This is a genomic window from Streptomyces sp. NBC_01275, from assembly GCF_026340655.1.
In the GTDB taxonomy this organism is placed as follows: Bacteria; Actinomycetota; Actinomycetes; order Streptomycetales; family Streptomycetaceae; genus Streptomyces.
Genome location: NZ_JAPEOZ010000001.1, coordinates 4,081,990 through 4,094,135 on the forward strand (window position 1 = coordinate 4,081,990; position 12,146 = coordinate 4,094,135).

The 12,146-nt window shown below is 71.4% G+C and carries 10 protein-coding genes; 2 read left to right on the forward strand and 8 right to left on the reverse strand.

Annotated features, from left to right (window positions below; genetic code table 11):
* The gene (locus OG562_RS17820) at positions 1-1,443 is read left to right on the forward strand and encodes a sulfate adenylyltransferase subunit 1 (RefSeq protein WP_266398772.1); all 1,443 of its coding nucleotides are present in this window, start codon (positions 1-3) and stop codon (positions 1,441-1,443) included.
* A 184-nt stretch (positions 1,444-1,627) separates the two neighbouring features.
* Here OG562_RS17820 and OG562_RS17825 read toward each other — a convergent pair whose 3' ends face one another.
* From OG562_RS17825 to OG562_RS17860, 8 genes are all read right to left on the reverse strand, one after another.
* A complete protein-coding gene (locus OG562_RS17825) occupies positions 1,628-2,242 on the reverse strand; it encodes a TOPRIM nucleotidyl transferase/hydrolase domain-containing protein (RefSeq protein WP_266398775.1) in 615 nt (204 codons plus the stop codon).
* Positions 2,235-4,094, reverse strand: coding sequence for a non-ribosomal peptide synthetase (locus OG562_RS17830; protein ID WP_266398777.1), 1,860 nt, complete (start codon positions 4,092-4,094; stop codon positions 2,235-2,237). The genes OG562_RS17825 and OG562_RS17830 overlap by 8 nt, the downstream gene beginning before the upstream one ends.
* Entirely contained in the window at positions 4,091-4,252 is a 162-nt protein-coding gene (locus tag OG562_RS17835; protein ID WP_266398779.1) for a hypothetical protein, read from the reverse strand. Before OG562_RS17835 ends, OG562_RS17830 begins: the two co-directional genes overlap by 4 nt.
* On the reverse strand, positions 4,249-5,562 hold the full coding sequence (locus tag OG562_RS17840; RefSeq protein ID WP_266398781.1) for a lysine N(6)-hydroxylase/L-ornithine N(5)-oxygenase family protein: 1,314 nt from the start codon (positions 5,560-5,562) through the stop codon (positions 4,249-4,251). Before OG562_RS17840 ends, OG562_RS17835 begins: the two co-directional genes overlap by 4 nt.
* An 18-nt stretch (positions 5,563-5,580) precedes the next feature.
* On the reverse strand, positions 5,581-6,441 hold the full coding sequence (locus OG562_RS17845; RefSeq protein ID WP_266398782.1) for a hypothetical protein: 861 nt from the start codon (positions 6,439-6,441) through the stop codon (positions 5,581-5,583).
* A 76-nt stretch (positions 6,442-6,517) separates the two neighbouring features.
* Entirely contained in the window at positions 6,518-7,816 is a 1,299-nt protein-coding gene (locus OG562_RS17850) for a PLP-dependent aspartate aminotransferase family protein (protein WP_266398785.1), read from the reverse strand.
* 190 nt (positions 7,817-8,006) lie between these two features.
* Positions 8,007-9,722 carry a DUF885 domain-containing protein gene (locus OG562_RS17855; RefSeq protein ID WP_266398788.1) on the reverse strand — a complete coding sequence of 572 codons (1,716 nt, stop codon included), beginning with the start codon at positions 9,720-9,722 and terminating at the stop codon, positions 8,007-8,009.
* 361 nt (positions 9,723-10,083) lie between these two features.
* The gene (locus tag OG562_RS17860) at positions 10,084-11,106 is read right to left on the reverse strand and encodes an ornithine cyclodeaminase (protein ID WP_266398790.1); all 1,023 of its coding nucleotides are present in this window, start codon (positions 11,104-11,106) and stop codon (positions 10,084-10,086) included.
* A 202-nt stretch (positions 11,107-11,308) separates the two neighbouring features.
* Here OG562_RS17860 and OG562_RS17865 point away from each other — a divergent pair, with 202 nt between their 5' ends.
* Entirely contained in the window at positions 11,309-12,094 is a 786-nt protein-coding gene (locus tag OG562_RS17865) for a thioesterase II family protein (protein WP_266398793.1), read from the forward strand.
* Positions 12,095-12,146: the final 52 nt, after the last annotated feature.

A 12,146-nucleotide genomic window follows, 5' to 3' on the forward strand; every position in this document is an offset into this window, starting at 1 on the left:
ATGACCAGCACCACGGAACAGACGACCGGCACCACAGAGCAGCGGACCGCCGACACGGAACAGCCGACCGGCACAGGGGACCAGCCGACCGGCACAGCGGAACAGCCGACCGCCGCAGCGGAACAGCCGGCGGCGGCCACGCTGCTGCGCTTCGCCACCGCGGGATCCGTCGACGACGGCAAGTCGACGCTGGTGGGCCGGCTGCTGCACGACTCCAAGTCGGTGCCGGCCGACCAGCTGGAGGCCGTCGAGCACGCGTCCCGAAGCAGGGGCCAGGACGCCCCTGACCTGGCGCTGCTCACCGACGGGCTGCGGGCGGAGCGGGAGCAGGGCATCACGATCGACGTCGCCTACCGCTACTTCGCCACGGCCCGCCGCCGTTTCATCCTCGCGGACACCCCCGGGCACGTGCAGTACACGCGCAACATGGTCACCGGCGCCTCGACCGCCGAGCTGACCGTCGTCCTGGTCGACGCCCGCAACGGCGTCGTCGAGCAGACCCGCCGCCACGCGGCGGTCGCCGCGCTGCTGCGGGTGCCGCTCGTCGTGCTGGCGGTGAACAAGATGGACCTCGTGGGCTACGCGGAGGAGACCTTCGCCGCCATCGCCGACGAGTTCACCGCCTACGCCACGAAGCTGGGCGTGCCGGAGGTCGCCGCGATCCCGATCTCGGCGCTCAGGGGCGACAACGTCGTGGAGCCCAGCTCGCACATGGACTGGTACGGCGGCCCCACCGTGCTGGAGCATCTGGAGACCGTCCCGGTCGGCCACGAGACGGCCGGCTGTCCGGCACGGTTCCCGGTGCAGTACGTCATCCGCCTGCAGACCCCCGAGCACCCCGACTACCGCGGCTACGCCGGCCAGATCGCCGCCGGCTCCTTCCGCGTCGGCCAGGAGGTCACCGTCCTGCCGTCGGGCCGGACGACCGCCGTCACCGGCATCGACCTGCTCGGCGAGAGCGTCGACGTCGCCCGCTCCCCGCAGTCGGTGACGCTGCGCCTGGCCGACCAGCTGGACGTCTCCCGCGGCGATCTGATCGCCCCGACCGCCTCCGCGCCGGCCGTCACCCAGGACATCGAGGCCACCGTCTGCCATGTCGCGGACCGGCCGCTCACCCCGGGCGCCCGCGTACTGGTCAAGCACGCCACCCGCACGGTCAGGGCGATCGTCAAGGACATCGTGTCCCGGGTCGCGCTGGACGACCTGTCCCCGTGTCCGGCGCCCGGCTCGCTGGCCGCCAACGACATCGGGCAGGTGGTGATCCGCACCGCGGAGCCGCTGCCCGTCGACGGCTACGCCGACTCCCGCCGCACCGGTTCCTTCCTGCTCATCGACCCGGCCGACGGCGCCACGCTGACCGCCGGGATGGCCGGCCACGCCTTCGCCGGGCAGGCCGCCGAGGAGCCGGCGAAGGCGGAGGACGCCGAGGGGTGGGACTTCTGATTCCGAGGACGGCGCACAGGCGGCCTTGGGCACGGTCCGCCTGTGCACGCGAAGGTCGCCAAGGGCGCGAAGGTCGACAAGGGCGCGCAGCCCGGCCGTCGCGCCCGCAGCCCGGCCCTCGCGCCGGCAGACGCCCCGGAGGGCGGCCGCTCCCAGGGAGCGGCCGCCCTCCGTCGGCGCGAGGTCAGACGATGTCGAGCAGGTCCTCCAGCGGCGCGGGCACACGGTCGTGCGGGAGCGCCTCGATGAGCACCCGGCCGTAGTGGATCTTGCGTCCCCCCTTGGTGCCGAGGAACCGCCGCAGCTGCTGCTGCGGGCTGCGTCCCCGCTGCCCGGGCTGGGACAGGAAGGTCTGCAGGGGACGGAGTTCGCCCTCCTGCCGGATGAGCTCCGTCACCCGTTCCACGCCCAGAGCGCGGATGAGCTCGTCCTCCAGGTCCGCATCGCACACGAAGAAGTCCGGCGGCAGCCCGGCCCGTGCCCAGCCGCGGGCGTAGTAGCCGCGTTCCCTCTCGTCGCACAGACCCGTCAGATGCAGGTCCAGACCGTCCGGCCCGAGGCAGTCGATGAAGCGGGCCACGTTCATCGCGCCGCCCATCGCCAGGACGCAGACCCCCTCCTCGACCAGGTCCCGGCCGTGGCCCTCCGCCAGCGCCTCGACCGCGGCGACGTCGCTCGGTCCTTCGAGCAGGACGGCTCCCCGGACGGGCAGCAGCGCGGCCAGCTCGTACGCCGGGTCGCCGGAGCCGCCCGCCGCCCAGGCGATGACCGCGTTGCGGAAGGACCTCATGTCAGCCAAGGGACGCGCCCGCCTGCGCGGGCAGCGACCGCCGGGTCGCTGCCGGGGACGACGGGGCGCCCGCCTCGCCGAGGGCTGCCAGGTCGGGGGCGTGACGCTCGACCAGCTCCGCCAGTTCGGCCACGGTGGCGCCCTCGAAGAACTCGGCCGCCGACAGATCCACGTGCAGCACGGTCCGGATGCGGGCGAGGAGGTCCATGCCCAGCAGCGAGTTGCCGCCGATCTCGAAGAACTCGTCGTCGACGCCGACCTCCTGGAGGGCGAGCTCGTCGGCCAGCAGGTCCGCCAGCAGTTCCTCGACGGGGGTGCGCGGGGCAACGTAGGGTGTGTCCGCGGTCCGCGGCAGGTGCGTGGGGGACGGCAGGGCGCGCCGGTCCGTCTTGGAGCCCAGCGTCAGCGGGAACTCGTCCATGACGACGATGACGGACGGGTGCATGTACCGGGGCAGCTTGTGGTGCAGGGCCAGGCGCAGCCTCGGCACCAGTCCTTCGGCGGGGCCGTTCGGCACGACGTACGCCACCAGGACCTTCCGTCCGGGCATGACGTCGTCGCGGGCCAGCACGACGGCCTCCTTCAGATCCGGCAGGCCGGACAGGGCCGCCGCGATCTCACCGGGCTCGATCCGGTAGCCGTCGACCTTGACCTGGTCGTCGGCCCGGCCGCGGAAGTCCAGGGCGCCGTCGGCGTTGAGCCGGACCACGTCGCCGATGCTGTACATCCGCTCGCCGGGGACGAACGGGTCGGGGACGAACCGCTCGGCGGTGAGCGCCGGGCGTCCCACATAGCCGCGGGCCACGCCGCTGCCGCTGGTGTAGAGCAGACCCCACTCGCCGTCGGGGACGGGCTCCAGCTTCTCGTCCAGGACGTACAGCCGGGTGTCGGTGACCGCGCGTCCGATCGGGACGCTGTCGCCGATCAGGTCGGTCACCACGTGGCAGGAGGTGAAGCAGGTGTCCTCGGTGGGCCCGTAGCCGTTGACCACCAGCAGGTCCGGGTAGGCCCGGCGCAGCGTGTTGATGTGCAGGGGGGACAGCGGCTCTCCGCCGGCGAGCATCTGGCGCAGCCCGGCCATGCTGTCGAGATGGTCGTCGACCAGGCGGTGGAACAGGCCGGTGGTCAGCCACAGCGTGGTGATCCGTTCCTTCTCCAGGAACGCGGCCAGTTCGTGCATGGCCACCGTGCCCGGCGGATAGACGACCAGCTTGGCCCCGTTGAGCAGCGATCCCCAGATCTCGAAGGCGGAGGGGTCGAAGCGCAGCGAGCAGAACTGCAGGAAGGTCTCGTCGGCGGTGAGCGAGGCGTAGTCGCCGTCCGGCACCAGGCGGACCACGCCGCGGTGCCGCACGCCCACGCCCTTGGGCATGCCGGTCGAGCCGGAGGTGTAGCAGACGTAGGCCAGGTTGTCGGGGCCGGTGCCGGGCTCGATCGGCCCGGCGACGGGTGCCGTCTCCCAGGCGCGATCGAGGTTGACCACGGTGCCGTCGATCTCGGGCACCCGGTCGCTCAGCCGGTCGTGGGTCAGCAGGACGCGGGCCTGCGCCTGTTCCAGCATGTAGCGGAACCGCTCGGGGGGTTCGTTCTGGTGTACGGGCAGATAGGCGCCGCCCGCTTTCAGGATGCCGACGAGCGCGACGATCATCTCGAACGAGCGCTCGACGAACAGGCCGACGACACTCTCCGTGCCGACCCCGAGCGCACGCAGGTGCCGGGCCAGCAGATCGGCCCGCCGGTCGAGCTCCGCGTAGCTCATGTCGACGCCGTCGAAGCGCAGGGCGGTCGCCTCGGGGCGTAGCCGCACCTGTTCGTCGAACAGATCGGTGATGGTCGCGTTCCGCCAGTCGTCCATGGTCATGAGATGCCCGCCTTGTCGAACGCCGTTTCGAACTCCCGCTTCGGGGAGCCGGCGAGGTCGAAGACCTCGGTTTCCATCCTGTCCGCGTCAGCACGCCGCGCCGGAGTCATCGAACCCGCCAATTTCAGTGCCGGACACGACCGGCTCGCGGTGGTCACGCGATCCCCTCTTTACGCAGGCTGTCCAGAATCGTCGCGGCACGCAGCGACAGCAGGCTGAACGATCCCGCGTCGCCGATGCCATGGCTCGACTCGCACAGCCCGTTGAGGAACAGCGGCGGCGTGCCGTCGGTGTGGGGCCGCAGCCGGTAGTCGGGTTCGACGACCAGATGGCCGTCGTCGTCGAACTGGAATCGGTCGATCACGCCGGCCAGCAGCGCCGGATACGCTTCCTGGTGGTGCCCGGGTCCGAGGTCGCGGAATCCGGTCGCGAGAATCACCAGGTCCACGTGGTCCGTCGACATGTCCTTGGTGTGGACCTCCTCCACCTCCAGGCGCACGCCCGTGTCGTCCGGTTCCGCGGCCTTGACCTCGCTGTTGCCGCGGACGAACACCCGCTGATCGCCGTCCAGGCGCTGCTCGTATATCAGCGCGTACAGGTGGTGCAGGACGTCGGCGTCGGTCGACGAGTAATTGGTGGGGCGCATGTACGCGTCGAGCTCGTTCTTGCTCGCCCGATTCGCCCGGTAGTAGTAGTCCGTGAACGCGGGGAAGAAGCCCTCCTCGCTGAACGGACTGGTGTCCTTGAGCCGCAGCCCGAATTTCCGCACGTAATTGACGATTCTCGCCTGCGGAAAGCGGTGCGCGAGGTCGAGGACGATCTCGACGGAACTCTGGCTGCCGCCGATGACGGCGATCGACCGCGGGGGCGTCTCGGTCAGCTCCCGCACGGTGTGCAGGTACCGGGTGAGGTGGCACACCCGGGGGGTGTCCAGTCCGGCGAACGGTCCGGGGACGAACGGCGTACGCCCGGTGCCCACCACCAGCGAACGGGCCCGCTGTCGCGAACCGTCCGCGCAGGTCACCACGTATTCAGGAGTGCCGTCGACCTCGGCCACGGCGATGTCCGTCGCCCGCGCCCCGAACGCGACCTGCGGCCGGAACTGGCGGGTGGCCCAGTCGATGTACTGCGCGTACTCCTTGCGCAGCGGGAACTCCAGGGGCAGGTTCAGGTGCTCGATGAGCCTGCCCTCTTCGAAGAGGTAGTTGAGGAAGCTGTAGCGGCTGCGCGGGTTGCGCAGGGTGACGAGGTCGCGGTTGGGGTGGTTCTGCATGTTGGAGCCGTCCAGCAGCAGTCCCCCCTGCCACACCGGGTGGTGCGCGGCCTCCAGGAAGAAGGCGCCTGCCCGCGGCAGGTCCTCCTGCAGCGCGATGGCCAGCGACAGGTTCGCGGGTCCGAATCCGATGCCGAGCACGTCTACGGGTTCGGAGGCCGGCGCGGTCGCCTGGGCGTCGGGTCGATCGGTCATGCGGCACCTCGGCCTTCGTCATCCCGCGTCAGCATGGTTCCTCCGTTCCGCGCGCCGGCCGGCGATCAGTGCCGGGTCCGCCCGCATCTCCTCGTACCAGTGCCGCCACTTCGCCACGTCGTCGGCGAGGCCCGCGGCGGCGATCGCCGTCTCCTCCCGCTCCCAGCTGACCTCGCCCCGGGGCTGGATGCCGCTGCTGCCCAGGACCTTGCGGTAGAACGGGTCGTCCTCCTTGCGGACGTCGCTCATCAGCGCACCCACCTCGGGCGAGACCAGTTGCAGGCCCGGACGAGGGGACCAGTTCTCCAGTCCCCCGACCGACGGCAGTCCGACCGCCGCCGTCAGGGCGGCCGTGACACCGGCCGGGTCGGCCCGCAGGTCGTCGGAGTCGACCAGCACGTACGGGATGTCCCGCGCCCGGCACAGCTCCACCTGCTCGCGCAGCGACTGCCATCCGCTCTCGAAGGGCGGGAAGGTCTGCGCGCCGTTGAGCTCCCGCACGATGCGCAGCCGGGAGGTGGTCGACAGCCGGGGGTCGCAGATCACGAAGATCGGCGGAGCAGTGGCGAGCCCGACGAGCTGCGCGAACTGGGTCTCGCTGAGCTGGAAGCTCATCTCCTTCATCAGCAGGCCGCCGCCCCGCTCCACGTCGGCCAGCGCGACCCGCTTGCCCGACGCGACCTCCATGGGGTTGGACAGAATGCCTTCGACGACTTCCGGGCCCTGGTCACCCCAGTAGCACGCCTCGAAAGGCTCGTGGCAGTGGTGCGTCACCGACGGGTGCTGCCACAACAGTCGCGCCACGGCGGTCGACCCGGTACGTGGTGGCGATATCAGCGCCAACCGGTTCTCGTACACCTGGGTCAACACAGTTTCCAATTCCACTGTCTCCTCCTGCTGACTCAGCTCGGCAACGGCCGAAGCCATGGATTTCATCGGAGGTTTCACAGGACTCTCACCGCGCCTGCAGCGCCTGGTCGAGATCCTCGATGACATCGTCCAGATGCTCGATTCCGATGCTCAGCCTGATCATGTCCGCCGGCACCGGAACCCGGTCGGGATCGGCGTCCGCGGCCTGCTTGTGCGTGGTGGCCCCGGGAATCGTGGCCGTGCTCTTGACCTGGCCGAGGTTGTTCGCCCGCCAGACGAGCCTGAGGCGGTCCATCACCTCGTGCGCGGCCCGGACACCGCCGGCCGGGCGGAAGCAGAGAAGGAAACCGAACCGGTTCTCCGCCTCTCCCCCGTCCCGTTCGCTGTCGACCAGCCGCATGTCCCGCGCGGCGATGCGGTGGGACCGGTGGCTCTCCAGTCCCGGATAGAAGACCTCGACGACGCCGGCGTGCTCCGCGAGGTACCGGGCCACCCCGTGCGCGGTGCGGGACATGGCGTCCACCCGGCCGCGCAGTTCCCGGATGTCCGCAAGGATCGTCCACGCGTTGAACGGGCTGATGACCGCGCCCATGTCCCGCAGCGGACCACGGCGCAGCCAGCCGGCGTAGTCGGCCGACAGCTGCGCAGGCTGCCCGCGCAGCCCCAGGTCGTGTCGGGCGATCACCGCTCCGCCCATGCTCCGGCCGCTGGCGCCGGCCGCCTTGGTGAGCGAGTGCACCACCACGTCCGCGCCGAGGGCCAGCGGGCGCAGCAGCGCGGGCGTCGCGAGGGTCGCGTCGACGATGAGCGGGATGCGCGCCTGCCGGGCCAGCGCCGCCAGCGCCGGGATGTCCACGAGCTGCACCGTCGGGTTCGACGGGACCTCCGCGTAGAGGAACCGGGTCTCGCCGTCGACCAGGCGGGCCCAGTCCTCGACCGACAGCGGGTCGCCGACCCAGCGCACGTCGACGTCCCGTTCCTCCCCGTACCGCTTGTCGAAGACCATCGTGGTGGAGCCGTAACACTGCGGCGACGCCACGATGTTGGGCTTGGGCCCGGCGGCGGCGGACAGCAGCGGCGTCGTGGCCAGGGTGATCGCGCCCATCCCGGTCGCGGTGAGGGCGGCGCTCACCTCCGCGTCGACCTGGTATCCCTCCAGCGCGGCCACGGTCTGCTCCAGGAGGCGGACCGTCGGGTTGCCCCGACGCGAGTACACCCAGCCGTCGCCGTCCTCCGCGGTGGCGGCGAGCATGGCGTCCATCGACGGGAAGCTCTGCGCTGTCGCCAGATGGGCGGGCTCGCTCAGCGAACCGAGGTGACGGGCCGACTCCGCATGGTCGTAGGACCCGCTGACGGCCAGGGTCGTGAATCGGGCGTCCGTCACCGCAGCGACCTGCCTTCCGCCTCCGTCGGCCCGTTGCTCACGACTGCTTCCTTTCCGTCCCGGCGATGCCGTGGACTGATGGTCTGCGGGGCGGCGGACGGCACGAGGGCGGGTTCGCCCTTCACCATGGGCCGCTTCGTGCCGGGGTGTCTTCGGCCGCCGAACGCGCCGCGGCCGGCGGGCCGGACGGCTAGAGCCGGGCCAGTTCGTCCTGGAGGTCGTCGAGACCGAGTGGGCCGAGCGACAACGCGGCCGTGTGCCAGGACTTCAGGTCCAGCCGCTCGCCGCGGGCGGCGTGCGCCGCCCCGGCCGCGGCCCGGCCGTCCAGCCAGGCCCGCTCCCCCAGCTTGTAGGAGATCGCCTGACCGGGCAGGCCGAGATACCGTCCTATCTCACTGTCCACGAACTCGGCCGACTGCCCGCTGTGGAAGGCGAGGAACTCCTTCGCGAGCTCGGGAGTCCAGGTCCGCCCCGCGCCGACCGGGGCGTCGCGCGGGATGTCGAGGGCCAGGTGCACTCCGGTGTCGATCAGGACCCGCACGGCGCGCAGCATCTGCCAGTCGAGGAAGCCGAGGCGCTCGCCGGGGGTGCGCAGGTAGCCGAGCTCGTCCATCAGCCGCTCCGCGTACATCGCCCAGCCCTCGGTGCAGGCGTCGATGCCGCCGAGAGTGGCCTGGTACGTCGACAGCCGGTCGCTGAGGTGCCTCCACTGGGCGAGTTGCAGATGGTGGCCCGGCACGCCCTCGTGATACCAGACGCTGCGCAGGCTCCACAGGGGGAACCGGGTGCGTCCCTGGGTCGGCAGCCAGGTCCGGCCGGGGCGCGAGAAGTCCACGCTCGGCGGGGTGTAGTACGCCGCCGAGCCACTGCCCGCCGGCGCGATCGCGGATTCCACCACCCGCACCGGCGGCGCGAGTTCGAAGTACGTGCCGTCGAGGTCGTCGAGCGCTTCGTCCATCCAGCCCTGCAGCCGCAGCCGGACCTCTTCCACTCCGTCCACCGCCTCGCCGTGCCGGTCGAGGTGGTGCATCGCCTGGCGTGCCGTGGCTCCGGGCAGCACGGACTCCGCCTCGGCGCGCATCTCGGCCCGGATCCTGCGGTACTCCTCCCAGGCCCACGCATGGGTCTCCTGCAGGTCGAGTTCGGCGCCCGTCCAGAACCGGGCCCAGGTGCGGTACCGGTCGGCGCCCACGCCGTCGGGCCGGCCCTCGACCCTGGGGAGATAGTCGGCGCGCAACCAGTCCCGCAGCTCGGCCAGCGCCGCGACGGCCAGGCCCGCCGACGCGTCCAGTTCGGACCGCAGCGACGGCGGCACGTCGGCGTCCGCGCAGAAGCCGGCGTGCCAGCCCCGGCCGTCGCCGTCGCGGATCCACGCGTCGAGCTGGTCGGCGACGACGCGGACCTGTCTCGGCGCCGCGGCGAAGCGGTCCTTCTCCAGCGCTCCGGTCAGGGAGTCCCGGAAGCCGTCGACCGTCCGCGACACACGGCTCATCCGCCGCGCGGCCGCTGCCCAGTCGTCCGCGTCGCCCGTCGGCATCAACTGGAAGATGTCCTGGACGCGTTGCTGCAGGCCGTAGACGTTGACGACCTCACGCAGGTACTCGTCGTCGGCGCTGACGGCCAGGTCGGCCTGAAGGCGCTCGCGCAGCAGCCGCCCGCACCGTCGCTCCTCGGCGGTCAGGGGGCCCGCCGCGGCCTGCTCGGCCCTGTCCAGGTCGAGGAGGGTGGCGCGGGACAGGTCGTCCAGCCGGGCGCGGCCTTCCGGCGACAGGTCGGGCATCTCGTCCTGCCCCACCGGCACACCCAGGTAGGTGGCGATGCCCGGGTCCACCCGGGCGAGCCCTGTGACATAGGCGTCAGCCACATCCCGCACCGCGCGGGAGTCGGCAGATATGTCGTCGCCCACCTGTCTCCACCTCATCTTGTGTCGTCAGTCAGTTAGTCAGTCAGTCAGTAATCAGAAACAGTCAGTCAGTCAGTCAGTCACTGGCTCTGTCCGGGGGCACGGCGTTACGCCATGGACCACGCAGCGGACTCTGGAACGCGGTGCACCGCACCGCCGAGGAACAGATCATGGCGCGACGCGATGGGCCGGTCAATCAAGGCCGATTGAACGCCGATCGGGCAGAACGCGGCGGTACGGCCACGCCGGTTCGGCGACGCGGCGACGGCGCCGGACGCCTTCAGCCGAAGCGTCGACCGCAGGCGCCGGCGCCGACCGGGAACGGGAGGGAACGGGAACGGGAGGGAACGGGAACGTGGAGCCGTCAGCGGGCCAGGAGCACTCCGGCGTCCTCGTCGCGGGCGAGGGAGTGGACGCGGGTCGCGAGGGCCACGTCGTGGACGCCCATGCCGAACGGGTTGATCACCGTCCGGTCGGCGAGGGTGATCGGGCGCGCGTAGGCCCCGGACAGGAGCGTGGCGAGGTCCGCGTCCACCTGGCGGGCTCCCGGGGCCTCGACGCCCGGGCCGGTGGCGCGGCCGGACCGGGCCAGGCGGCCCAGGAGCCGGGTGTCGTCCTCGCTGACCAGGCGCCAGTCGTCGACGAACAGGTGCTCGACGCCCAGGAGCACGTCCTCGGCGGCGTCGTCCAGGGACACGTTGAGGAAGACGGAACCCTCCGGCAGCCAGGCCAGGGGCACGTACGAGGTCGTGGTCGTCGTGGTGGCCAAGGAGACCGGGGCCGAGCGGACCGCTGATTCGGGGTCGGCGGCGATCTCGACGTCGATCTCCGGCAGCGATGCGCGCAGCTCGTCGGCGAAGGCCTGGCGCCGGGACGGCGACAGGTCGTAGGCGATCACCGACTTCACCGCGCCCTGGGCCGCCAGCAACCCCAGGTGCGTACGCGCCTGGACACCGCACCCCAGCAGGGCCACCCGGTCCACCGTGGGCAGAGGGCGGACCGCGCGCAACGCCGCCACGGAGACGGCCGCGGTGCGCAGGGCGCTGATGTACGCGCCCTCCATGATGCAGACCGGCTCGGCCGTCTCCCTGTCGTACAGGAGGATCAGGCCGGCGGCACGGGGCAGGCCGCGATCCGGGTTGCCCAGACTGGCGTTGATGATCTTGCATCCGTACGCGCCCTCGTGCCAGGCGGGCAGGACGAGGCTGCGGGCCGCGGCTCCGTCCGGGGCGGTCCAGCGCAACGCCGCCTCGGTCGCCACTCCGGAGAGGTTCGCACGAACGGCGAGGAAGGCCTCGGTGACCGCCTCGAGCGGGTCGATCCGCGCGCACAACGACGCGACGGTCGCACCGTCGAGGTACCGCAGCGGCCTGGAGGAGGCTTGCATTGCTGCTTCCTTTCTCGTTACGGAACAAGGGAGATAGGGACATCCGGACAGTCCGAACTCGGAACTCGGAACTCCGAACTCCGAACTCCGAACTCCGAAATCGGAACAAGGGACGTCGGAACTCGGAACTCGGAACAAGGGACGTCTGACAAAGGAATGGCGACCTTGAAGCGCTCAGACGGCCTCCTCTACGGTCGCCCGCATGAACTCTCCGGAATCTCGTCCCAAGAAGCCGCCGCGCTGGCTCCTGCGCCGCCCGGATCCCGACGCACCGGCCCGCCTCTTCCTTTTCCCCTACTCGGGGTGCGGCGCCTCGATGTACCAGGCGTGGCCGCGCCGCATCGGTGCGGTCGACGTCTGCCTGATCCAGCCGCCCGCCCGGCAGAACCGGATCGCCGAACCGCACTACGGGACCTACGAGAACATGGCGCGGGACCTCGTCGAGTACCTGCGGCCGCACCTGGACCGGCCCTTCGCGTTCTTCGGGCACTGCGGCGGAGCGCTCCCCGGCGTCGAGGTGACCCGGCAACTCGCCGCGGCCGGGCTCCCGTTACCCGAGAGGGTCTTCGTCTCGGCGCAGGTGGCGCCGCACGACGGGCCGTACGGGCGGCTGCTCGAACTGGACCGGAACGGGCTGCGCGCCGAACTCGGACACATCATCGCCAACCTCGGCGGCGAGCCGAGCGGACCGCTCATCGAGATGGGCCTCCAGGTCCTCGTCAACGACCTCGAGGCGAACAAGCGGTACTCCCCCGGCCGTGTCGCCCTTCCCTCGGGCATCACCGCGATCGGCTGGTCCGAGGACGTCGAGATCCCCACGAAGCTCATGGGCGGCTGGCAGGACACCTCGGCCGACAGCCGGCTCGTCGAGCTGAAGGGCGACCACTTCGCGTTCCTCTCCGCGCCGGAGGCGCTGCTCGCCGAGATCCGCCGGGACTTCGGCGAGGCGGCGAAAGGCCCGGCGGGGCAGGAGCAGGCGGCCGGATGAGCCGGGCGGCCCGCTGCCCGCGCCGCCGTCGTCTCGTTCGCCACCGGACACG